Annotated in this window: 24 protein-coding genes; 5 read left to right on the forward strand and 19 right to left on the reverse strand. The window is 64.1% G+C overall.

The window, feature by feature from the left end; all coding sequences use genetic code 11:
- Positions 1 to 20: 20 nt before the first annotated feature.
- The 4 genes from KEM60_RS07435 to KEM60_RS07450 form a co-directional block, all read right to left on the reverse strand.
- Complete coding sequence (locus KEM60_RS07435; RefSeq protein ID WP_219106880.1) at positions 21 to 971, reverse strand: amino acid ABC transporter permease; 951 nt, start codon at positions 969 to 971, stop codon at positions 21 to 23.
- Positions 968 to 1,630, reverse strand: coding sequence for an amino acid ABC transporter permease (locus KEM60_RS07440; RefSeq protein ID WP_219106881.1), 663 nt, complete (start codon positions 1,628 to 1,630; stop codon positions 968 to 970). Before KEM60_RS07440 ends, KEM60_RS07435 begins: the two co-directional genes overlap by 4 nt.
- A gap of 84 nt (positions 1,631 to 1,714) precedes the next feature.
- On the reverse strand, positions 1,715 to 2,539 hold the full coding sequence (locus KEM60_RS07445) for a glutamate ABC transporter substrate-binding protein (protein ID WP_219106882.1): 825 nt from the start codon (positions 2,537 to 2,539) through the stop codon (positions 1,715 to 1,717).
- A gap of 27 nt (positions 2,540 to 2,566) precedes the next feature.
- On the reverse strand, positions 2,567 to 3,316 hold the full coding sequence (locus KEM60_RS07450) for an amino acid ABC transporter ATP-binding protein (RefSeq protein ID WP_219106883.1): 750 nt from the start codon (positions 3,314 to 3,316) through the stop codon (positions 2,567 to 2,569).
- 413 nt (positions 3,317 to 3,729) lie between these two features.
- Here KEM60_RS07450 and KEM60_RS07455 point away from each other — a divergent pair, with 413 nt between their 5' ends.
- The 4 genes from KEM60_RS07455 to deoD all read left to right on the forward strand — a co-directional run bounded on the left by KEM60_RS07455 (position 3,730) and on the right by deoD (position 7,607).
- The gene (locus KEM60_RS07455) at positions 3,730 to 4,062 is read left to right on the forward strand and encodes a transcriptional regulator (RefSeq protein WP_219106884.1); all 333 of its coding nucleotides are present in this window, start codon (positions 3,730 to 3,732) and stop codon (positions 4,060 to 4,062) included.
- Between the two features lie 399 nt (positions 4,063 to 4,461).
- Positions 4,462 to 5,118, forward strand: coding sequence for a deoxyribose-phosphate aldolase (deoC, locus tag KEM60_RS07460; protein ID WP_219106885.1), 657 nt, complete (start codon positions 4,462 to 4,464; stop codon positions 5,116 to 5,118).
- The gene (locus KEM60_RS07465; protein ID WP_219106886.1) at positions 5,115 to 6,794 is read left to right on the forward strand and encodes a phospho-sugar mutase; all 1,680 of its coding nucleotides are present in this window, start codon (positions 5,115 to 5,117) and stop codon (positions 6,792 to 6,794) included. The genes deoC and KEM60_RS07465 overlap by 4 nt, the downstream gene beginning before the upstream one ends.
- A 96-nt stretch (positions 6,795 to 6,890) precedes the next feature.
- The gene (gene deoD, locus KEM60_RS07470; protein WP_219106887.1) at positions 6,891 to 7,607 is read left to right on the forward strand and encodes a purine-nucleoside phosphorylase; all 717 of its coding nucleotides are present in this window, start codon (positions 6,891 to 6,893) and stop codon (positions 7,605 to 7,607) included.
- 168 nt (positions 7,608 to 7,775) lie between these two features.
- Here the strand turns inward: deoD and ric are convergent, their stop codons facing one another.
- The 4 genes from ric to KEM60_RS07490 all read right to left on the reverse strand — a co-directional run bounded on the left by ric (position 7,776) and on the right by KEM60_RS07490 (position 10,695).
- Positions 7,776 to 8,471 (reverse strand): iron-sulfur cluster repair di-iron protein, encoded by a 696-nt coding sequence (gene ric / locus KEM60_RS07475; protein ID WP_219106888.1) that lies wholly within the window; start codon positions 8,469 to 8,471, stop codon positions 7,776 to 7,778.
- Positions 8,468 to 8,887, reverse strand: a complete 420-nt coding sequence (locus KEM60_RS07480; protein ID WP_219106889.1) for an Rrf2 family transcriptional regulator — start codon at positions 8,885 to 8,887, stop codon at positions 8,468 to 8,470. Before KEM60_RS07480 ends, ric begins: the two co-directional genes overlap by 4 nt.
- 66 nt (positions 8,888 to 8,953) lie before the next feature.
- A complete protein-coding gene (locus KEM60_RS07485) occupies positions 8,954 to 9,610 on the reverse strand; it encodes an MBL fold metallo-hydrolase (protein WP_255574358.1) in 657 nt (218 codons plus the stop codon).
- Positions 9,607 to 10,695, reverse strand: a complete 1,089-nt coding sequence (locus KEM60_RS07490) for an S-(hydroxymethyl)mycothiol dehydrogenase (RefSeq protein WP_219106890.1) — start codon at positions 10,693 to 10,695, stop codon at positions 9,607 to 9,609. Before KEM60_RS07490 ends, KEM60_RS07485 begins: the two co-directional genes overlap by 4 nt.
- A gap of 151 nt (positions 10,696 to 10,846) precedes the next feature.
- Between KEM60_RS07490 and KEM60_RS07495 the strand changes: the two genes are divergently transcribed.
- On the forward strand, positions 10,847 to 11,248 hold the full coding sequence (locus KEM60_RS07495; RefSeq protein WP_219106891.1) for a transcriptional regulator: 402 nt from the start codon (positions 10,847 to 10,849) through the stop codon (positions 11,246 to 11,248).
- 65 nt (positions 11,249 to 11,313) lie between these two features.
- On the opposite strand, the gene KEM60_RS07500 is transcribed toward KEM60_RS07495, so the two are convergent.
- From KEM60_RS07500 to KEM60_RS07550, 11 genes are all read right to left on the reverse strand, one after another.
- The gene (locus KEM60_RS07500; protein WP_219106892.1) at positions 11,314 to 11,799 is read right to left on the reverse strand and encodes a glutathione peroxidase; all 486 of its coding nucleotides are present in this window, start codon (positions 11,797 to 11,799) and stop codon (positions 11,314 to 11,316) included.
- A gap of 158 nt (positions 11,800 to 11,957) precedes the next feature.
- Entirely contained in the window at positions 11,958 to 13,478 is a 1,521-nt protein-coding gene (locus KEM60_RS07505; RefSeq protein ID WP_219106893.1) for a pyridoxal-5'-phosphate-dependent protein subunit beta, read from the reverse strand.
- A 131-nt stretch (positions 13,479 to 13,609) separates the two neighbouring features.
- On the reverse strand, positions 13,610 to 15,307 hold the full coding sequence (locus KEM60_RS07510; RefSeq protein WP_219106894.1) for an MDR family MFS transporter: 1,698 nt from the start codon (positions 15,305 to 15,307) through the stop codon (positions 13,610 to 13,612).
- A 2-nt stretch (positions 15,308 to 15,309) separates the two neighbouring features.
- Positions 15,310 to 15,861, reverse strand: a complete 552-nt coding sequence (locus KEM60_RS07515) for a MarR family winged helix-turn-helix transcriptional regulator (RefSeq protein ID WP_219106895.1) — start codon at positions 15,859 to 15,861, stop codon at positions 15,310 to 15,312.
- Positions 15,862 to 16,090: 229 nt separating this feature from the next.
- Positions 16,091 to 17,191, reverse strand: coding sequence for an LLM class flavin-dependent oxidoreductase (locus KEM60_RS07520; RefSeq protein ID WP_219106896.1), 1,101 nt, complete (start codon positions 17,189 to 17,191; stop codon positions 16,091 to 16,093).
- An 81-nt stretch (positions 17,192 to 17,272) separates the two neighbouring features.
- Positions 17,273 to 17,800, reverse strand: coding sequence for a 5-(carboxyamino)imidazole ribonucleotide mutase (purE, locus tag KEM60_RS07525; protein ID WP_219106897.1), 528 nt, complete (start codon positions 17,798 to 17,800; stop codon positions 17,273 to 17,275).
- Between the two features lie 31 nt (positions 17,801 to 17,831).
- Positions 17,832 to 19,010 (reverse strand): 5-(carboxyamino)imidazole ribonucleotide synthase, encoded by a 1,179-nt coding sequence (locus tag KEM60_RS07530; RefSeq protein ID WP_219106898.1) that lies wholly within the window; start codon positions 19,008 to 19,010, stop codon positions 17,832 to 17,834.
- A 26-nt stretch (positions 19,011 to 19,036) separates the two neighbouring features.
- Positions 19,037 to 20,074, reverse strand: coding sequence for a HAMP domain-containing sensor histidine kinase (locus tag KEM60_RS07535; protein WP_219106899.1), 1,038 nt, complete (start codon positions 20,072 to 20,074; stop codon positions 19,037 to 19,039).
- Positions 20,075 to 20,092: 18 nt separating this feature from the next.
- Positions 20,093 to 20,773 carry a response regulator transcription factor gene (locus tag KEM60_RS07540; protein WP_219106900.1) on the reverse strand — a complete coding sequence of 227 codons (681 nt, stop codon included), beginning with the start codon at positions 20,771 to 20,773 and terminating at the stop codon, positions 20,093 to 20,095.
- A 127-nt stretch (positions 20,774 to 20,900) separates the two neighbouring features.
- The gene (locus KEM60_RS07545) at positions 20,901 to 21,698 is read right to left on the reverse strand and encodes an enoyl-CoA hydratase/isomerase family protein (protein ID WP_255574359.1); all 798 of its coding nucleotides are present in this window, start codon (positions 21,696 to 21,698) and stop codon (positions 20,901 to 20,903) included.
- Positions 21,695 to 22,990: an adenylate/guanylate cyclase domain-containing protein gene (locus tag KEM60_RS07550; RefSeq protein ID WP_219106902.1), complete on the reverse strand. Its 1,296-nt coding sequence runs from the start codon at positions 22,988 to 22,990 to the stop codon at positions 21,695 to 21,697. The genes KEM60_RS07545 and KEM60_RS07550 overlap by 4 nt, the downstream gene beginning before the upstream one ends.
- Positions 22,991 to 22,992 lie beyond the last annotated feature (2 nt).

Genomic DNA, 22,992 nt, shown 5'->3' on the forward strand with positions numbered 1-22,992 from the left:
GGCAGCGCCGTCCTCGACAGTTACTTCTCCCGTCGAGGACGGCGCGTGAACGCCCGCTCCACACCATGCTCAGCCCGGACCGCACCGTGAGTCGCTGGTTCGCCGGGCTCACCGACACCTTGGAGGACCGTCGGCGCTGCCGCAGTCATCGGACCGGATGCCCGCCGCTTCAGTCGCTGCTCCAGCTGCTGCGCCAGCCACATCAACACATAGTTGGCGAGGATAAACAGCAGTGCTGCCACCAGATACGCCGGCACGGTGTTGGCATAGGCCGACCCCATCGTGCGCGACCAACTCATCAGCTCAGGGAACGTGATCGCCACTCCCAGCGCGGAGTCTTTAAGCACCACGATCAGCTGACTCACCAGAGCTGGAAGCATCGCGGTCAACGCCTGAGGCAGCTGGACGACCCGCAATGTCTGCCAAGGAGTCAGCCCCACTGACAGGCCCGCCTCGGCTTGGCCGCGAGGAAGACCGTCCACCCCGGAGCGGACCAATTCGGCGATAACCGAGCCGTTATACAAGGTCAGCGCGGTCACCACCGCAGCCAAGGGCGCATATTGGCTGTCCAAGACTCCCCGGGCAAAGAACCCGAAGTAGGCAAATACCATCATCAGCAAGACCGGAACGGCGCGGAAGAATTCGACGACGACCCCGCAGAACCAACGGATGGGGACGATCGGGGACATTCGCCCCATTCCGAAGAGCACACCAAATAGTCCGGCGAACACCACGGAGAGCACCGTCGCCCGGAAGGTGCCGATGAGACCGGGGATGAGGTAAGCACCCCAGGCTTCAGCGGTAAGGAAGGGCCGCCACAAGTCGGGGTCCAGCTGGCCGGCCGCAGCAAAACGCTTCCCGATCAGCGCCAACAGCCCCACAGTCAAGGCTGCCCCGATCACGGTCATGGCCGCATGGCGACGGCGCGCCCGTGGCCCGGGAGCATCGAAGAGAAGGTTCTGGGTGCTCATCGCTTCACCGCCAGTTTCTGCGACAACGTGGTCGTCGCGATGCCGATGGGCAAGGTCAGCAGGACAAACACCATCGCGAAGAGGAGGAACGTCGGCATACTCGCCCCTTCGTTTTCCGTGATTTTCGACAGGAGTCCGGCGCAGTCTGCGACACCGATCACCGCGACGACGGTGGTGTTTTTAATCAACGCGATCAGTGTCGACCCGAGCGGCGCGACAGCTCCACGGAAGGCTTGCGGCAAAATGACCTGGGTCAATGATTGGCTAAACGTCAACCCAATCGCCCGGGCCGCTTCGGCTTGACCTATGGGCACCGTATTAATCCCGGACCGTATGGCTTCACAGACGAATGAGGCGTGATAGACGGCCAGGACCACCGTGGCCCATCGGAAGGCGTTGGTCGACACGTCGGGACTGAGTTGCAGTCCCAGGATGAATGCGGCGCCAAGGATGCTGAACACCATCAGCAAGGTCAACGGGGTGTTGCACACCACTGTCACGAATGCCGCACCGACTCCGCGGAGCACCGCCGCCGGTGAGACCCGAAGGACCGCCACGATCGTGCCGATGATCAGCGCTCCGATCGCCGAGAACACCGATAGTTGGATGGTCACCCAGATGGCGGCCCAGACGTCGTATTTCGCCAAGATCTCCCCCATCGCTGCACCTCCTCGAGGGGTTGGGGCGGTACGGCGACGGCGGGTGCCTCGGTGGCGCTGCCGTCGCCTTCACGCCAAATGTCGTCAGGAACAGGGATCGGGGGTCGGCGGATTGCCTTCACCCGGGGAGTAACCGGCCGCGCCGAGATTGGAATCGACGATCCGGCGCCATTCACCATCAGCGATCATCTGTGTGATCGCGTCAGTGAGCTTCGTGCACAGTGCGGTGTCACCCTTCTTCAGCCCAATGCCATACCGCTCTTTGGTGAAGGGTTTCCCGACGAGTTTGACCTTGCCTTTGTAGTGGTCCTGCGCGGCGTATCCCGCCAGGATCGTGTCATCCGTGGTCAACGCATCGACGGCGCCAGCCGTCAAACCAGCGACACACTCGGAGTACGTCGAAAAGTTCTGCAGGTTGACCCCAGAAACCTTCTTTGCGATCTGTTGGGCGGACGTCGATCCGGTGACTGAGCAGAGCTTCTTCCCAGCTAGATTGCCCGTGCCATCGATCGTAGAGTCCGCCTTGACCAGAAGATCTTGACCAGCGATGAAGTAGGGCCCCGCGAAGGACACCTTCTTTTTGCGAGCGTCGGTGATGGAGTAGGTCCCCACGATGAAATCAACCTGGCCGGTGCTGATCAGTGTCTCGCGTTGCGAGCTGGGCGCTTGAACCCAGGTAATGCGCGACTCCTCGACGCCAAGTCGCTTCGCCACTGACCGAGCAACGTCCACATCCATCCCGGTGTAGCGGTAGCCCTGTTTGAGGCCAAGGCCAGGCTGGTCGTACTTAATTCCGATCTTAAGGCGGGGTCCGTCAGAGGGGTCCGAGCCGAGTGCGCTGCACGCACCCAAGCCCAGAGTCAAGGTCGCCGCCGTAGCGACAACCACGGTGGTCCGGCGTGGGCTCATCCGTCATTACTCCCTAGTCGTGACCGGTCAGTGGGTGAGGATCTTGCCGAGGAAGTCCTTGGCACGGTCCGACTGAGGTTGAGTGAAGAACTCTTCGGGAGTGTTCTGCTCGACGATCTGGCCGTCGGCCATAAACACCACTCGGTCAGCAGCCCGACGCGCAAAACCCATCTCGTGGGTGACCACCACCATGGTCATCCCCGATTGCGCAAGCTCAGTCATGACGTCGAGGACCTCGTTGATCATCTCTGGGTCCAGTGCCGACGTGGGCTCATCGAAGAGCATGATCTTCGGTTCCATCGCCAGGGCGCGAGCGATGGCGACGCGCTGCTGCTGTCCGCCGGAGAGCTGCGCGGGCAGCTTGGCGGCCTGATGCGCGACACCGACCCGTTCCAGGAGCTCCAAAGCCCGTTTCTCGGCATCCGCTTTGGCCACCTTGCGCACCTTGATCGGCCCCAGCGTGACATTGTCCAGGATCGTCTTATGAGCAAAAAGATTGAACGATTGGAAGACCATACCCACCTCAGCGCGCAGCTGAGCGAGAGCTTTTCCTTCTTCCGGAAGTGGCGCGCCGTCGATGGTGATGGAGCCCGATTCGAAAGTTTCCAACCGGTTGATGGTGCGGCACAAAGTGGACTTCCCTGAGCCGGACGGACCGATGATAACGATCACTTCACCTTTATGCACCGACAGATTGATATCCCTGAGCACATGCAGGTCGCCGAAGTGTTTGTCGACATGACTGATCTCCAAGAGGGGAGTCGGCTCGTCGGCCATGGCAGTCTCCTTCGTCGCCGTGGAATGCCCAGAGCGGGCGATCAACACCTCGCACCACACCGATGGCGGAATGGCGCGTGACGGCCTGATGTCGACGTTCTGGTCGACAGGGCCTCCGCTCAGGAATGGCGTGAGGTTACTCCCTGAATGTTGCGGTGAGGTTACACAGTTGAGTGAATCCGCAGCAGGAGTCGACGTACTGACCTTGTATGTCCTGAGCGAGCCGACAGCACATCACTCCACTCACCACTCCGACAACTACTTGCCGAATCGTTGAGCACTCTCCATGATGAGGCCATGAATGAGCGCCGCTTCAGCGCCGTCGCCCAGACGACATCCTGGCCCGTCGACGTCAGCACCTTCTTCGCCCCGATGGCCGCTGTCGGGGCATCCCTCCTACGACACCAAGACCGATGACATCCCGCACCCCCGACCTTTCGCCACTGGCCAGTGCGCGCCACCGCCTCGACGAGGTCATTCATTCTCCGGTCCGCTTCGCGGTCATGTGCGCTTTGAACAGTGTCGATGCCGCCGACAATGCCACGCTGCGGGAGCAGCTCGACCTGAGTTATTCCTTGCTCGGCAAGCACGCCGCGATCCTGCACGAAGTCGGCTACCTGCGCATCGACAAATCCTTCCTGGGAACAACGGCCTGTACGTCGTACCGGCTGACCCGACTAGGACGGCGTGCCCTGCACGATCACCTTGAAGCTTTGGACGTGCTGGTGAGGGGCCTGGCACGGTAGCTCCGCCGCCAGCGTGACGGTCACCGCCACCCCATCGGTGCCGACCTGCAACGGTGACCTGCAACAACACCCTCCGCTACGACTCAGCACTGCCACCAGTCGGTGTTGACGGGTCTGACTGCGCACCCTAGATTGTGGAACATCTGACATATTCATCACGAACACATGTTCCCCAAGGTGGAGTATGGCTTGATCCTGTGATGTCGCCCGCGACACATGCCGTGCCCCCACCCGGGCGTTCCTTTTCCCGCTCCCGCACCGGAGGATGGAGATCAGGAGCAGGCCCCCGTCGACACCTGAAGACCGTCGCCGCGACCCGCACCACCAGACACAGGCCCACAGCCCACCAGCACCACCCCGGACAGCCGGGGACAGCACGCTCACGAAGGAGAGCCCAGGATGCCCACCCGTTCCGATGTCGCCACCCTGATCGACCACACTCTGCTCAAGCCGGAGGCCACCCCCGCCGACGTCGAAGCGCTCCTCGCCGAGGCCGCAGACCTGGGCACCTACTCGGTGTGCGTCTCCCCCAACATGCTCCCGGTGACTCCCGTCGGTGACGTCAAGATCGCCACCGTATGCGGCTTCCCTTCTGGCGCGCATCACAGTGAGGTCAAGGCGGCCGAAGCTGCGCGTTCCGTCGCTGACGGCGCCGACGAGGTTGACATGGTCATCAACCTGTCCCAGGCCACCACTGGAGACTTCGACGCCGTCGAAGCTGATATCCGCGCCGTCCGCGCCGCCGCGCCCGCACCCGTGGTGCTCAAAGTCATCATCGAATCCGCCGCATTGACCGACGAGCAGATCGTCGGCTGCTGCCGTGCCGCTGAAGCTGCCGGGGCCGACTTCGTGAAAACGTCCACCGGTTTCCACCCCGCCGGGGGTGCCAGCGTGCACGCCGTCTCCCTGATGGCTCGCACCGTCGGCGGCCGCCTCGGCGTCAAAGCCTCAGGCGGTATCCGCACCACCGAAGCCGCCTTGGCCATGATCGACGCGGGCGCGACCCGCCTCGGCTTGTCCGGTTCTCGCGCCGTTCTGGAAGGCCTGCAGGCATGAACGGCACCCTCATCGCTCAGGCTCGGGAATGGATCGGACAAGACCCCGACCCGCAGACCCGGGACGAGCTGACCGCCCTGATCAATCGGGCCGAGAACGGTGACGATCAGGCGGTCGCCGACCTGGAGTCCCGCTTTGCCGGACCGCTGACCTTCGGCACGGCCGGTTTGCGCGGTGCGGTCGGTGCTGGACAGACCCGCATGAACACTGCTGTAGTCACCCAAGCCACCGCCGGATTGACCCGCTACTTGCTCGACACCGTCGGAGAGCGGCCCCGCATCGTCATCGGATGTGACGCCCGCCGCGGATCCCACGAGTTCCGCACCGCCGCGGCTCAGGTCGTCGCCGCTGCTGGCGCAGTCCCGATGCTGCTGCCCGAGCAACTGCCCACCCCGGTCACTGCCTACGCCGTACGAGCATTGAACGCAGACGCCGGAGTCATGGTGACCGCGTCACACAACCCCCCTGCCGATAACGGGTACAAGGTCTATCTCGGGGGCCGAGCCGCTGACGGGGACGGTTGCGGTGTCCAGATCGTGCCACCCGCTGACGCGGAGATCGCCCGACGTATCGCCGAAACTCCCGGCGCCGGGGCCATTCCGCTCAGCGAGGACGGCATCGAAGAGGTGCCGATGCAGGTCGTCGAGGACTACGTCACCCGAGCTGCCGCGTTGCGTGGCAGCACCCAGCCCGCTGCCGCCCGCATCATCCTCACCCCGATGCATGGTGTCGGCGGCGCCACCGCCCAGGAAGTCCTGCGGCGCGCCGGTTTCACCGACGTCCACATCGTCGCCGAGCAGGCCGACCCCGACCCGACGTTCCCCACGGTGCCTTTCCCCAACCCGGAGGAACCCGGCGCAATCGACCTGGCTCTGCGACTGGCTGCCGACGTCGATGCCCACGTGGTCATCGCGTTGGATCCGGATGCCGACCGCTGCTCGGTCGCCATCCCGCTGCGAGCGGATGGGACCTGGCGTCAACTCACCGGCGACGAAATTGGCGCCATCCTGGGCGAACAAGCCGCCGCAGACGCCAGCAGGGAAGGCGACACCCTGGCCTGCTCCATCGTGTCGAGTCGGTTGTTGGCCCGGATCGCAGCAGCTCATGGACTGCGCCACGCGGCCACGCTCACCGGCTTCAAATGGATCGCTCGGACCCCTGACCTGCGTTTCGGCTACGAAGAAGCGATCGGCTACTGCACCGATCCCACAGCGGTCCGAGACAAAGATGGCATCACCGCTATGGTGCGAATCGCCTCCCTCGTCGAGGACCTCCTCGCGCAGGGGCGCACTCTGGAAGATCTCCTGGACGATCTCGCCCGGGCCCACGGCCTGCACGCTACGGCACCACTCAGTTTCCGGGTCACCGACCTGTCGCTGATCAGCGATGCGATGGCACGGTTGCGTGCCCAGGCCCCGGTCGAGTTGGCTGGCTCACCTGTCGTGGAGGCCCGGGATCTCGCGGAGGGAAGCCCCGAGCTGCCACCGACCGACGGGCTGCTCTACCTGACCGACGCTGGTGACCGGGTCATCGTGCGTCCTTCTGGGACCGAACCGAAGCTGAAGTGCTACCTGGAAGTTGTCCTTCCGTGCGGCCAGGGTGACATCCCGCACGCGGATGCTGCGGCACGCCTGGAACGGATCAAAGCCGACATGACTCGCGCCCTGGCGTTCTAAAGGACTACCCCTCCCACTCCGTCCACTCAACGTGGGCTCCGCTGACCTCCCGCAGCCCGGAGATCAGCGGAGCCCCCATCTCTTCTTGGAGCGTTCATGAGCACCGCCAGCACCCCCCACATCCAGCCCGGCGACGTCCCCATCGCCGAGCGCATCCTGTTGCCAGGTGACCCGTTGCGGGCCAAGTTCATCGCCGAGACCTACCTCGACGATGTGGCCTGCTTCAACACTGTTCGCAACATGCTCGGCTTCACCGGGACCTATCAGGGCATCCCGGTCTCGGTGATGGGCACCGGGATGGGCATCCCCTCGATCTCCATCTACACCTACGAGCTGATCCACTTCTTCGGCGTAAAAACCCTGATCCGGGTCGGGTCTTGTGGCGCCATGCAGCCGCAGCTGGACTTGTACGACGTGGTCATCGCACAAGGCTCCTCCACTGACTCGCAGTATCTGGCGCAGTTCAACCTGCCTGGCACCTTCGCTCCGCTCGCGTCGTACCGGCTGTTGGAACGCGCCAAGCAGGCCGCTGACCGCGCCGAGCAACGCTGCCATGTCGGCAATGTGCTGTCCAGCGACGTCTTCTACAGCGCTGACACTGATGCACTGTCCCGCTGGGGCAAGATGGGCATCCTCGCAGTGGAGATGGAATCAGCTGGCCTCTATGCCAACGCCGCAGCCGCTGGTGTCGACGCACTGGGCATTTTCACAGTCAGCGACCACATCCTCACCCACGCGCAGACCACCCCGCAGGAACGCCAGACTGCGTTCACTGGCATGGTCGAGATCGCTCTGCAAACGGCAGTGTCCTGAGCGTCCGAGAAAAGGGTGACGACCGAAAAGAGGGCGTCACCCTTTTCTCTGGTGCCTCTTTCCTCCGACGGCGCCGCTCACCCCCTGGAATGTGATAGATGCGAGCAGAAATCAGCTCACCTCCAGCCACCTATGCTGCGCATTGACAATCATCGATTGATCCCAGCATCATCGGGTGCGCTCAAACTCCAGCACTCGTGGGAACAGCACATTGTTTTCTTTGTGAATGTGTTCATGCACGTCAGATTCCATCGCCTCCAGCCGCTTCAGCATCGCCCGGCACGACGGACAGGCGTCGTCGGGGGCAGCGAAATCGCCGGTCGTGGCTCGGATCCTGCGGAGCAGGTCACCGGCGACATCATGCTCGCTGAGCATGTGGGTGATGGGACCGACAAGACTGCCAGGGAAGATCGGCTCCGCACCCGGAGTGGCCAGGGCGATGATCGACGGAAACAGAATGCGCTCTTCCTTGGCCAGGTGACTAGCCAAGTCAGTGGTGAGAGATTCATAGTCGGCGGCGACCTGAGCCAATTCGGGATGCCGTTCACTGTGGACACCAACAACCAGGTCGATCAACTCACCGAGGCTAGGCATTTCATCCCACAGATAACGGTGGTGGACATCAATGATGTGCCGGGCGAGTTGAGCGATGTCGAGTTCCTGCCAGGTCGGTGTTTCACCGGTGTGAGGCAGGTCAAGGCGGTCGACGAGTTCAGCCGGATCAATCCCCGCTTCCAGGCATGCCGTTTCAAGGGTGCGCTCGCCGTGGCAGCAGTAGTCGAGCCGATATTCCTGCAGGATGCGACTACGTCGAGGGTCTTGGGTGACGAGGTCGCCGAGCGTGGCGGTGGGGTCGAGGGTCATGACTGGGCTCCCTTGCGTGGTGGTGAGGGTGGGACGGCGGGGGTGGCCGCCAGGTGGGAGGTGAGGGTGTCCCGAGCGGCGGACCAGGCGTGGTGGAGACGGCACTGCGTCCCGGCATCGCAGGGGTGGTTTTCGACGATGCAGCGGCCCGTGGCGGTGGGTCCGTCCACGGCCTCGACGACGTCAAGGACACTGGCATGCGCGGCAGCGTTGGTGAGGGCATAGCCGCCGGTAGGCCCAGGCTCAGAACGCACCAGGCCCACTTTGACGAGGGGGCCAATGATCTGGGGCACGAATCCGACGGTGGTATCGAGGGCCGTGGCGAGGTCGCCAGCTTTGACGCGCCGACCTGGCGGTGCCAGACAACTCATGGCCCGCACCGCCAGCCCGGCTCGTCGCGTCACCTCAAGTCTCATAGTCACAGACTAAAGGTTTTGCGGCACGGCAGCGAGGAGTCACAAGCCGCCGTACCGACGCCACCCTCACATCAGGTGATCGCGCTCCGCGCCGATCGTCGTGGAATCTCCATGCCCGGTGTGCACCACCGTCTCCTCGGGGAGCACCATCAACCGTTCCTGAATGGACTGCACAATCAGCGGTTTGGACGAGAACGACCGCCCGGTCGCACCCGGGCCACCAGCAAACAACGTGTCCCCGGTGAAGACCACCCCGAGCTCCGCCGCATGAAAACACAGGGCGCCTGGGGCATGCCCCGGGGTATGCAGGGCGCGCAGGTCAATCCCACCGATCGAGATCACCTGTCCATCTTCAAGATTCGCATCCCAGTCCAGACCGGGGTGGGTCAGCTCCCACAACGGCCGCTCAGCAGGATGCAACCAGATCGGAGCCCCCGTCGCGGCGCGAAGCTGCGGCGCCACCCGCACGTGATCGTCGTGCGCATGCGTGCACACAATCGCCCGCAGCTCCCGGTCACCGACCACCGATAAGATCGCCGCCACATCGTGGGGAGCATCTAACACCACACACTCCCGGTCGTCGCCGATCACCCACACGTTGTTGTCGACGTCGAAGGTTTCCCCGTCGAGGGTGAAGGTGCCCGAGGTCACCCCATGATCGATGGGTCCGGTACGTCCCGCCGCCGCACCGATCCCATCGCCGTACGGCGTGCTGGCGCTCACAGGACCACCACCGAACGCAGCACCTCACCGTGGTGCATCTTCGCGAACGCTGCTTCCACATCTCCCATACTGATCGTCTCGGTGACGAAAGCGTCCAAGTCCAGGCGCCCCTGACGATAAAGGTCGATCAACATCGGGAAATCCCGCTCCGGTAGGCAATCGCCGTACCAGCTGGACTTCAACGACCCACCCCGACCGAAGACGTCGATGAGCGGAATGTCCGGAACTGTCATTTCCGGAGTGGGGACCCCAACCAAAACCAATGTGCCCGCCAAGTCCCGGGCATAAAACGCCTGCTTCCAGGTCTCTGGGCGACCCACCGCGTCGATGACCACATCTGCGCCGAACCCGCCGGTGAGTTCCTGGACTCGTGCAACCAGGTCGACATTGGCGCTGTTCACCGTGTGCGTCGCGCCAAGATCTGAAGCCCACTGCAACTTTTTATCGTCCAGATCCACCGCGATGATCGTGGTGGCCCCCGCCAATGCGGCCCCCGCGACCGCAGCGCATCCCACCCCACCACAGCCGATGACGGCCACCGACTGGCCGCGACGGACACCACCGGTGTTCATGGCCGCACCCAGACCGGCCATGACACCACATCCGAGCAGACCCGCCGCTGCAGGCGCCGCAGCGGCATCCACTTTGGTGCATTGACCTGCTGCGACCAGGGTCTTTTCGATGAATGCACCGATCCCCAACGCCGGGGTGAGCTCAGTGCCATCAGTGAGCGTCATCTTTTGAGTGGCGTTATGGGTGGCAAAGCAATACCAGGGTTCGCCTCGTTTGCAGGCCCGACAGCTGCCACATACGGCCCGCCAGTTCAACACGACATAGTCACCCGGGGCGACATCAGTGACATCGGGGCCCACCGCCTCGACCACACCGGCAGCCTCGTGACCGAGGAGGAAGGGAAACTCGTCGTTGATGCCGCCCTCGCGATAATGCAGATCGGTGTGGCAGACACCGCACGCCTGGATGGCCACGACGGCCTCTCCTGGCCCTGGATCCGGCACGATCACCTCGACGAGTTCGACCGGTGCGCCTTTGCTACGGGCGATGATGCCTTTGACGGTGCTGGGCATGCGGAGCTCCTTGTTCTGTCGCGGGGATACCACCCAGTCAACTTGCCTGGCAGGTTTTTTGCCAGAGATGACGCCTCTCAGGTGGTGTCACAGCAGGTCACCCTCCGCCGACTCTCTTTCCGCTGCGGCAACTCATGTGAGGATGGACCCCGTGCCCGCGCCGCTGTTTGACCCCGTGGTCCACGAACCCACCCGAATGCGCCTGTGCGCTCTGCTGATCCCCAGCGATACCCGGGACTTTTCCTGGCTTCGCGACGAACTGCAGATCGCCGATTCGACGTTGAGCAAACACGTATCCGTGCTGCGCCGTGTCGGCTATGTCGAAACGACCCGCCGCCGTACTCACGGCCGCGACCGCATGCAGGTCGCTCTCACCGACATCGGACGCGCCGCATTCTGCGGACATGTCGCCGAGATTCAGCGCCTCGCTCGAGTGGTCCGCCGCGCCGAAGGTCACCGATCCCGTCGTACGGCGAACTCATCTGCCCTACCTTCAGTACCGGTCCCGCAGCCCGGCACGCCGAGCGCCTCCGTCGCCGCCCGGCGTGGGTGAGGGAGACGGCGCGGAGGAGGTGCGTCCGGGGCGGGTGCGGGGATGGCTTGCCTGGTGATCCCCGGTCAGGCCTGGGCGAGCGCGGCTTCGATGTCGGCGCGAAGAGCTTCAGGCTTGGTGATCGGGGCGTAGCGGTCGATCACTTTGCCGTCGCGTCCGACGAGGAATTTGGCGAAGTTCCACTTGATGCCGCCGGTGATGGTGCCGCGTTTTTGGGATTTGAGCCAGGCGTAGACGGGGTGGGTGTCGGGTCCGTTCACTTTGACCTTGTCAAACATCTGGAAGCTGACGCCGTAGTTCTTGGTGCAGAACTCGCCGATCTCGTCGGCGTCTCCGGGTTCTTGGCCGGCGAACTGGTTGCAGGGGAAGCCGAGGATGGCGAGACCTTGTTCGGCGTACTCCTCGTGAAGTTGTTGCAGTCCTTCGAGTTGGGGGGTGAGTCCGCACTTGGAGGCGGTGTTGACGACGAGGACGACCTTGCCGGCATAGTCGGCGAGGGATTTTTCGGTGCCGTCGAGAGCGGTGGCGGTGAAGTCGTGAAGGGTGGACATGGTGCTCTCCTTGGGATATCTGATACGTCCGTTAAATATTTCACACAATTAAGTTGTGCACAATACTTAGGTGGGGCCCTTCCTGCTTCAGCCAGCAACGACGAGGCCGGGACGGGGTCACGCACCCCCTCCCGGCCTCGTCCGCACCTGAGATGAGCTCAGCCAGCAGCGACCTTCGCATTGAAGTCCGCGATCATCTCGTCCCACACCGGCAGCAACGCATGCAAGTCATCCCAGAACGTCTGATCGCGCCGCGACTCAAACAGCTCAAACGGCGTACCTTGCTGCTCGACCCAGGTGTAATAACCCAGGTTGAAGATGCGGTCCTTGTCGAACTCGGTCATTTCCAAGGTCGCATCAGTGGGCACATTCGCCAGGTGAGCACCCCAAACTTCGGCTGCATGCTGGGCCGTAAACGATCCACCGAAGTCCCGTTCGGTGATCTTGACCCGCTCGGAGGAGTACATCTGCCCACCATCGGTGGCCACCGTCACCAAGACATCGTCAGCGCCCAATCCCAGCACCTTCGCGCACGAGATCGCAGCGAGCACATTGCAGATCGAGGAGACCCCGAAGTCAGGTAGCGTCTTCAGGATCGCCTCGGGCACCCCTTTGGCGCGCAGGTAGTCCAGGCCCGCGGACTCGTTGAACATGACCTCGAGGGAGTCGGTGGCCTGGTCGGAGATCGCGCAGACCAGGTCGTGCTTCTTGATGTTGTGGATGATCGGCAAGTGCTTGTCGCCGATGCCCTGGATGTTGTGCTCGCCGTAGCCGTTTTTCAGCAGCGTCGGACATTCCAGGGCCTCGACGGCGCACACCTTGGTGCCATAGGTGTCTTTGAGGTATTCGCCACTGGCGATAGTCCCAGCTGACCCGGTCGCGCTCGTCATCAAGGCGAGTCGGGCGGCATCGTGCCCTGAGGTCTGCTTGTAGTGCTCGAAGACATGCGCCAGCGCCGCGCCGGTGACTTTGTAGTGCGTCAGGTGGTTACCGAACTCGGCGAACTGGTTGAAGATGAAGTTCTTCGAGTCCTTCGCGAGCGCGTTGCACTCGTCGTAGATTTCTTTGACGTTGCTTTCGGTGCCAACGGTCTTGATGACGTCCTCGGCTGGGTTTTCGCACCACGTGTCGAGCCAGTCGAAGCGCTCTTGGCTCATGCCCTGCGGCAGGATCGCGACGCCGCGTGAGGCCATCAGTCGGGAGATGGCGACGCCGCCGCGAGCGTAGTTACCGGTGCTCGGCCAGATCGCGCGGTGCGCAGTCGGGTCGAACTGGCCGGTGACGAGGCGCGGGGCGAGACAGGCGTACGCCGCGAGCACCTTGTGCGCGGTGATCATCGGGAACCGGTTGCCAAAGAGCACCAGGATCGGGGAATCGATGCCGGTCAGCTCTTTGGTCAGCACGACATGCTCTGGTACGTCGACTTGGTTGCCCTCTGAGTCGTTGTACCAGTGCACGCGCCACAGGTTGCGCGGGTCGGGGCCTTGCGGGTCGGCGTCGCCTGCCTTGTCTTTGGCGATGTACTTCGGGGGGTTGGACAGCTCTTCCAGGGTGGGTAGCACGATGCCGCGCTCCCGGAAGCGCCGCACGCTGTTGGCCAGCACCTCCTCGTTGACGACCCGGTCGGCCAGTCCGAACTGGTCCTCGAGGGCTTGTTGGTGACTGTGCTGCGTGGTCATCGAGGTTCGCTCCTGCCTGCCGAGCCGCCGGGAATGGCGTCAGATTTATCTTTCCCCAAAGTATCCGCTCTTGTCAGCATACTTGCCGCAAAGTCCCGTAATGTGTCCGATACGTGGACTGTGCGGATGGGTCAGCGTTCCGACGCGATCTCCGCAGGAGTGCGACCGCGCAGCACGCGCTCGGGGACAAACCAGGTCAACACGAAGGTGAACAGCAGTACGGCGACCGCGCAGATCAACACGTGGGTGATGGAGTCGGAGAACCCCACCCGGAATGGCAGCGCCAGTCGCGGATCAATGACCGAGAGGAACGACGAGTCGCTGGTCATGGACCCCGAAACACCACTGTGGTCCCGCAGCATCGCCAGGATCGGCCGGTTCGCTGGGTTCGCCGCCACCGCAGGATCACGCAACGCCCCCAGGAATTCGGGGTTACCGGCAGCAGCTTTGAACGCATCTGAGATTCGGTCAGGCAGGGTGGAAAACAGCACCGAGAGGAAGACCGCCGTACCGAGGGTGCCGCCCATCTGCCGGAAGAAGGTCGCTGCAGAAGTGGCGATCCCCATGTCCTGGCGGTCGACGGCATTTTGCACGGCCAGGGTGAGTGGCTGCATGCAGCTACCGACACCCAGACCGAGAACGGTCAAGCAGGCCGTGACGTACCACATGTCGGAGTCGACGTGGATACGGGACAGCAGGTAGGCCCCGAGGGCCATCAGCGCTGTGCCAATGATCGGGAAAGCCTTGTACCGACCGGTGCGGGAAATGATCTGACCGGAGACAATCGAGGCGACCATCAGCCCTGCGGTCATCGGCAGCATGGCCAGACCGGATTGGATCGGCGAGTAACCGTGGACGATCTGCATCCACAGCGGCAATGTCATCATCGCCCCAAACATCCCGAAACCGACGAAGACACTGACCAGCAGCGGGACCCCGGAGTGTGGGTTGCTGAAGAGGCGCAGCGGGATGAGCGCTTCTTCTCCGGCGGCGCGTTCAGCCAGAAGCAGCAGGGTCAAGCCGACGAAGCCGACGATGTAGCAGGTGACCGCCGACGTGGAGGTCCATCCCCATTCGCGGCCTTGCTCGGCGACGACGAGGAGTGGCACGAGCGCCATGATCAGAGTCGCGGCACCCCACCAGTCAACACGGTGATCCACACGGTGATGCACGGTGTGCAGGTTGACCCACACCCCAGCGAAGGCTGCAATCCCGATCGGGACATTGATGAGAAAGACATAACGCCATCCGGTGATCCCGAAAATAGTCTGCTGGTCAGCGAGTAGCCCACCGATGACGGGGCCCAAGACGCTGGAGGTGCCGAAGACCGCAAGGAAGTATCCCTGGTATCGGGCGCGTTCCCGTGGGGGAACGATGTCGCCGACGATGGCGAGCGCGAGGGAGAACAGCCCGCCAGCGCCGACTCCTTGGATGGCTCGAAAGACGGAGAGCTGGATCATGCTGGTCGCTGAGGTGCACAGGGCGGAGCCGATGACGAAGACCGCGATGGCGAAGAGGAAGAACCGCCGACGTCCGTAGATGTCGGAGAGCTTGCCGTAGAGGGGGGTGGCGATGGTGGAGGTGATCAGGTAGGCGGTGGTGACCCAGGCTTGCCGGTCGAGTCCGCCGAGTTCGTCGGAGATGGTGCGGATGGAGGTGGAGACGATGGTTTGGTCGAGGGACGCGAGGAACATCCCGGCCATCAGTGCTCCGATGATGCGCAGCACGTGGGCGTGGTCGGGGTAGTGCTGTTCTTCGGGGTCGGTGGTGGCTACCGCAGAACCAGCCGGTTCTCGTTGAGGTTCGTGCTGGTCGGTGCGACTGGTCATCGTCACTGGTTCTCCTTGCAGGTCCGGGTGGCGTCGTCGATGTCGGCAGCTGTCGCCGAGGACGGGCACGGGTGGGCGGCGAAGCGGGTCATGACGTCGTCGTTGAGTCGGCCCAGCAGGGTGGTGAGGGTGTCGATGTCGGGGGTGTCCCAGTCGTCGAGGAGTCCTTGGAGCAACTGGTGGAGGGTGTCGACGTGGGCTTGGAGGGAGGCGCGTCCGAGGTCGGTGGGTTGGACGAGGGTGGCGCGTTTGTCGACGGTGTCTCGGATTTTCTCGACGTGTCCGGTGCGCACGAGTGCGTCGACCTGTCTGCTGACGGTGGAGGGGTCGAGGCCGAGTTCAGCGGCGAGCGCGGTGGTGCGTGATGGTCCGAGGCGGGCGAGTAGACCGAGGACGGGGACGCCGGAGGGGGTGATGGTGTGGTGGAGGGGGGTGGCGGTGCGCAGGAGGTGCAGGGTGCGTTTGAAGTGGACGAGTTGGGCGCGCAGCGCGGCGGTGGCGGTGGCTCGTTCGTCGGTGGGGTCGGCGTCGGCGCAGAGGGGTTGGGTGGGCATGGGTGGTCCTTGGGTACGGCGGGTGGGCATGTCGTCCTGGCGGCGTGGGGGTGGGTCTCACGTCGGTGTGGGTGCGCTTGCGGGGCTGCGTCGTCGCAGGGCTGCGTGGTGGCGCAGCGGGTGCTGTGGTGTCCTGTCGGCGTGGCCTGACTGAACCTAAGCGATCACATGCATGATACATACATGTAATTTCAGGTCGCGCGGACCCCCTCCCCCGCCGTATCGATGATCAGTGGTGATCGTGCCGCCCGAAGAGGCGGAAACCGCCACGGTTTTCGTCGTGTCGGCCCTCGTCCCGGCTGGCATCGTGCCCGCTCGGGTGAGTCCCGACCCCGCGGAGTTCCGGGATCACCGCTCGTTCAAAAAGGTCGACACCGCTGAGGTCGTACGCCGCTTCAGTGAACTGACACATCGCGTAGGTCAACCCGTTGGCACGCAGCGCGAAAAGCTCCTCGACGACCTGCTCCACCGGTCCCACCAAAGGTTGCCCAGTCAGCGCATGGACCTGCTCGGTGGCGAGATCGTGGGACAGCCCGGCACCCACCAGATGGTCGTGATACCAGTCGAGACGGGACCGGACTTCTTCCTCATCCCGACCGATGACCACGTCGTATTCGGCGGCGCGGGTGATCTCATCGACATCTCGGCCGTCCTGGTGGCATCGATCGTCCAGGGATTCACCCCAGGCAGCGAACGCTTCCGGGGCAGTGGGCAGAATCACCGCGTCACCGTGGCGGACAGCCAGTTCCACCATCCGATCGTGATCGGCGACAAACCACATCGGTACGCCGGGCCCAGTCTGAGCGGCGGTGCCATCTTGCAATGGCACCGGCAACGTCATCGCCGCCCGTAGCGGTCCGCGGTCGATACGACCCTGTGTCCACGCCTGACGCAGCACTTCGATGCCTTCTTCGAGGGCGTCGACCCGTTCGTCGCTGCTCGGGAATCCATGACCGTAGGCCCGCCATTCTGGTTCGTGGCCGTTGACACCGAAACCGAGGTCCAGCCGACCTTCGGAGATGACATCGACGGTGGCAATGGTCTTGGCGAGAGTCGCGGGGAATCGATGAGGCAGGCAGGTGCTGAGCACCCCCAGCCGGACTCGCCCGGTGACCGCGGCGAGCGCGGCGGTCACACTCCACGCCTCGTGGGTGGGGGCGGGTGCCGCCAGCGGTGCAGCGTGGAAGTGGTCATCGATCCACACTGCGGTCCAGTCGTCGCTGGAGTCGGCACGACGGGCCAAACCGGCCATCACTCCCCAATGCTGCTCAGGGTCGATCCCGAGCAGGTCCAGGCGGCGTCCTTGGGGGATGTGCAGGCCGAATCGCATCGCGGTCTCCTGGGTCGTCGTCGACTCCGTGGTATGGAGTCACGCTAGCGCCCACCAGGGACGATATGGGGTCCTAGGGCCTCATGACGTGGAGGCGCGACGCTCTCGGAGGGCACGTCCTTTGGCGTGAGCGGCGTCGCGCAGGTCATCTTGGAAGGTGACCATGCGTCGACGTACCTCGGCGGCGCGGCCAGGGTCGCTGGTCGAAGCGCCAATGATGCGGGCAGCGAGAAGGCCAGCATTGCGAGCCCCGCCGATGGAGACGGTGGCGACGGGGACTCCGGCAGGCATCTGCACAATGGACAGCAAGGAGTCGATGCCGTCGAGGTGCGCGAGAGGCACGGGGACACCGATGACGGGGAGCGGAGTGACAGCGGCAAGCATTCCAGGCAGGTGAGCCGCTCCCCCAGCGCCGGCGATGATGACATGGAGGCCGCGGTCAGCGGCGGCGCGACCGTAGTCAATCATGTCGGTGGGCATGCGATGCGCGGAGACGACGTCGGCCTCGTAAGGGATAGCGAATTCGTCAAGGGCAGCGGCGGCGTCGTGCATGACCGGCCAGTCACTGTCGCTGCCCATGACGATCCCGACGAGGGGTGCGATTTCCATTGAGGGCCTTTCTGGTGCGGTGAGGGTGGGATTAGCTCGTGACGATGCCAGCGAGGTAGTCGCAGGCGTGACGGGCACGTTCACGCAGATCAGGTAGGTCATCGCCACAGACGTTGACATGACCGATTTTGCGGCCAGGCCGGACGCGTTTGCCGTAGAGGTGCATTTTCAAGCCCGGGTCGCGGGCAAAGAGATGCCGGTACGTCGAGTAGAGCTCGTCGTACCCGTCACCACCGAGCACATTGCCCATGACGGTCCACGACGCACGGGGACGGGGGTCGCCGAGGGGCAGGTCGAGGATGGCACGCAGATGTTGTTCGAACTGGCTGGTGATGGCCCCATCAATGGTCCAGTGACCGCTGTTATGAGGGCGCATGGCCAGTTCGTTGACGACGTACGTCGGCTGGTGGTGACCCTCAATCTCGAAAACTTCCACAGCCATCACCCCGGTGACTTGAAGTTCACCGGCGATGCGTAGCGCGTCATGGGTGATGAGAGCCGCGAAATGCGGATCAAGGTCAGGCGCGGGAGCAATGACTTCAGTGCAGATCCCTTGTTCTTGCACGGTTTCCACGACCGGCCAGGCAGCGGCTTGACCGGAGGGACTGCGGGCGAGTAGCACGGCCAGTTCCCGCCGGTGGTCGACATGAGCTTCGGCGAGGAGTCCGTCCGGCCCGGCAGTGGCGAGCCAGTCGAGAGCCTCCTCAGGAGTGCGGACGAGCCGGACCCCTTTCCCGTCGTACCCGCCGCGAGGTGCTTTGAGGACGATCGGCCAGCCGGCGCGCTCCCCAAAGGCGGCCAGTTCGGCGGGTGAGGTGATCTGCGCCCACAGCGGGCAAGGAATGCCTAACGCGTCGAGACGGCGCCGCATGGCGAGTTTGTCTTGTGCGTAGCGAAGCGCCTCAGGATGGGGGTGTAGCGGGATTCCGTCGGCGAGGAGAGCAGCTAGGACTGTGGCGGGGACATGTTCGTGGTCGAAGGTGACGACGTCACACTGCGCCGCGAACGCTCGGACGGCGTCCAGGTCGTCATGGGTGCCTAGCGGCGCGGAGGGGACGACGAGAGCGGCGGGATCGTCGTGACCTTCTGCGAGGACGGAGAGTTGAATCCCCAGTCCGACGGCGGGTGGGGCGCACATCCGAGCGAGTTGGCCGCCGCCGATGATGCCGACGACGGGGAAACCTCCGGGAGCGCGTTGGGGGATGCTCACCGGGCCAGGCTAACGAGGTGCACCAGTCAGGGTTGACGGGGCGTGTCGCCTGCTTCGAGTGTGGGTTCGGCGGCGGACAGGAATAGCGCAAAAACGACCGGATATCCCTGGACCAGTTCCAGTCGGCCGCCGTGACTTTCGGCAAGATCCCGGGCAAGTCCAAGACCCAGGCCCGTGCTTTTGGTGGACACGCTGCGTTCAAAAATATGCGGCGCGAGTTCGGGTGAGACGCCGAGGCCCTGGTCGGAGACTTCGACCACGACTGATGGCCCGGAACGTCGGGCGTCGATCCGGACGAGGCCCTTGCCGTGGACCAGGGAGTTCTCGATGAGGGTGGACAGGATCTGCGCGAGTGCGACGGGTGTGGTGATCAGGCGCAAGCCTCGTTCGCCGCTGACTCGCACGGTGCGTTGCGCCGATTCGAAGGCGGGCATCCACTCTTGTTGCAGACGAGCCAGGACGGCATCTAGGGAGGTGGGTGCGGAGGCTGCTGGGGAGTGGGTGCGGGAACGGGCCAGCAGAGCATCGACGGTGGCGTTGAGTCGTTCTACCTGGTCAATAGCGATGTTGGCTTCTTCGTGGGCGACGTCAAGATCGTCAGTGAGCGAGATTTCTTCGAGGCGCATGAGCAGCGCGGTGAGCGGGGTGCGCAGTTGATGGGAGGCATCGGAGGCGAAATCCCGTTCTGAGGACAGCGAGGTGAGCAGTTGTTGGGCGCTGCTGGCTAGGACAGCGGAGACTCGGTCAATTTCCTCGATACCGCTGCGGATTCGCTCGTAACGGGCGTCGCCAGCACCGAGCCGTTCAGCTTGTTCAGTGAGGCGCTGCATGGGTTCGATAAATCGAGTGGAGGCTCGGTTGGCCAACGCGAGTCCGACAGCGCAGGCCATGATCGCCAGGACCAGCGCGGCCAACAGCACCCACCAGGGTGCAATGACTGGGGGTGGCACCCCGTAGAGCGCGTCCCGGTCAAGGTGATGCTTCACGGCGATGGTGAGCAGCACCGTGACCGGGACGAAGAAGACGATGAGGCCGACGAATCCCGACGTGATCGCCGACCGCATCAAGAAACGGCGCACCGGTCAGCCCAGTCCGTCGAGCCGTTCGAACCTGAAGCCGACTCCGCGCACTGTGGTGATGTAGCGGGGTCGCGCTGCGTCGTCGCCGAGTTTGCGGCGGAGCACCGAGACGTGCATGTCGAGGGTTTTCGTGGAGCCGAACCATTGGGTGTCCCAGACTTCACGCATCAGTTGCTCCCGGGAGACCACTTTGCCCTGTTCGCGGACGAGAACTCGCAACAAGTCGAATTCTTTAGCGGTGAGTTGGAGTTCTTCGTCGTTCATGTAGGCGCGACGTGCCTGGGCGTCGATGCGCACCCCGCCATCTTCATCCGCTGGGGCACCGGGGGTACGCCGTAAGAGGGCTCTGACGCGGGCCAGGAGTTCGGCCAGCCGGAACGGTTTGGTGACGTAGTCGTCAGCGCCGGCATCGAGTCCGACGACGGTGTCGACTTCATCGGCGCGGGCGGTGAGGATGAGGATGGGGGCGGTGCGTCCTTCGGAGCGGAGGCGTCGACATACTTCGAGCCCGTCCATGGAGGGCAGGCCGAGGTCCAGGATGACCAGGTCGGGGTTGTCCTGGGCGGCGCCCAAGGCGCGCAGTCCGTCGTCGGAGACCACGACGTCATAACCTTCACGCCGTAATGCTCGCGCCAAGGGTTCGCTGATCGCCGGATCGTCCTCGGCCAGCAGCACTCGGATCATGGCGTCATCCTAGGGCGAAGTGCCTCTTCAGGACGGTTGATCGAAGAGCAACCTTCGATCTGAATGCGATTGATTGTCAATATTGTTCGCTGAGAAGCGCAGCGCCGATGGTCCCTTCGAGGCGGGGTCACGCCCCAGGCCAGCGAGGTGGGCGTTTTTCGACGAACGCGGCGACTCCTTCGGCCCGGTCGGGGCTGTTCGCGGTGGCCCGCCAGCAGGCGTCCTCAATCTCAAGTCCCGCAGGCAGATCCGCGCTCATCCCCATCCGGAGGGCTTTCTTGGCGTGTCGGGTGGCGACCGGACTGTGGCCCGCGATGTCACGGGCCAGAGCGAGCGCAGTGTCACGGGCAGCCCCAGGCTCGGTCAGCATGTCGATGAGTCCTTGCTGGTGAGCTCGGGTGGCGTCGATGCGTGCTGCGGTGAAGATCGTCAAGGAGGCGGCGGCGGCGCCGACACGGCGCGTCAGGAGTTGGGTGCCCCCACCCCCGGGAATGACCCCGACGGACACTTCGGGCAGACCGATGGTGGCTGCGCTGGAGGCGACGATCGTGTCGCAGGACAGCGCGATTTCATAGCCCCCGCCCAGGGCATATCCGTCGATAGCGGCGATGGCTGGCATGGGCAGGTCCAAGACGCTGCGGTAGGCGGCTCGGGTCACCGGTCGTTGCCGCATCAGGTCGGTGTCGGTGAAGGTGTGTCGTTCTTTCAGGTCGGCACCGACGCAAAACGCCCGCGGATGGCTGCTAGTGATGACAACGGCCCGGACGGTGGGATCTGCAGCCAGGGTCGTGGCGGCCGCGGTGAGTGCGAGGGCCATGTCGGTGGAGATGGCATTCATGGCGTCTGGACGGTCTAGGACAAGTTCAGCGACGTGGTCGTCCGGTCCATGCCGTCGCAGGGTGACATACGAGGGGTGCTCGCTCACTGGTCCTTCTCCTGGTCTCGTCGCAGGGGCGCTGGCCATGGGAACGTTCTGGGAGGGAAATGACTGGTCAGCTTGGTGTTGCTCGAGGCGCGGGGTCGGGGCGGGGGCGGCAGGTCATGGGTGGACCTGACGACATAGGCCCGGGTCGGCCCCAAGCCGCGTAGTTCTCGGGCGCGCAGTGGAATCAGACGGAATTCGTCCCGGTCGGTGAGCCCGCGGGCGGCTTCACTGTCGCTGAGGATCGTGCCGGGTCTAGCGAGGGAGGTAAGGCGGGCGGCGCGATTGACGGTGGTGCCGAACAGGTCACCGAGCCGGGAGACGACGGGACCTTGGGCCAGGCCGATCCGCAGGGCAGGGAGGGCACGGTCAGTGCGGGCAGCCTCAATCAGTGCCAGTCCAATTCCGGCGGCAGCATAAGCATCTTGGCAGGAAAACAGGACTTCATCACCGATGGTTTTCACGAGGCGACCGCCGTAGGCGGAAATGACATCTGAGGTGGTCACTTCGAACCGTTGGACGAGTTCACCGACTTCACTGTCGGTGAGCTTGCGCACGGTATGGGTGAATCCGACCATGTCGGCGAATCCGACGATGCTGCCGTGGTGGGGGCATCGGGAGGGCCGATCGTGGTTGTCGATGTGGGTAAGCGCGGTCGCCAAATGTCGTCGCCAGGCATGCAGCAGCAGGGGTTCCAGGTCGGGGGCGATCCGGGCCATCAGGTCGGCGGTGTTGACGCTACCGTCGGCGTCGCCGTGCTCATGGACCATGTCGCTGAGAGCTTGGGCTGACCATACGGCGAGCTGATCGCAGCTTCGGGCCAGAGCCCGAGTCAATGACAGCGCCGTGTCCTCGTCGAGTGGTCCGTCCTGAACGAGGGCAGCGATACGGGCGAGAGCTTCGACGTCGGCGTCGCTAAAGGCGATGTCATCGTCGCCGACCTGCGGGAATCCCAAGGCCCGCCAGTAGCGTCGCGCCCATTGCCGAGAGACGCCAACGGCGGCGGTGGCTTCAGTCGGAGCGTAAAAGCGTTCACCGACGAGGGTTTCGTCGAGGCCGTCGTCGAGGGCTTCAGGCGGGCTCTGTCGACCGATCGCTAGCAACGGGGTGGGGTGGGTGCGGCGCGGCCCGCCGGGAAGGAGATGCCGTCCCGGTTCGACGGTACGACGCCCAACCCGCCCCGTGGTGGGGCGGGTGCCGGACGGATGGGGCGGCGCAGGCACAGGTCGCAGCGCCGCCGGCGTACGGTCTGGGTGCGCCGCCGGCGTCCGCATGGCGCCGCTGCCCCTCGTCATGG

The sequence above is a fragment of the Austwickia sp. TVS 96-490-7B genome (assembly GCF_019331795.1).
GTDB lineage: Bacteria > Actinomycetota > Actinomycetes > Actinomycetales > Dermatophilaceae > Austwickia.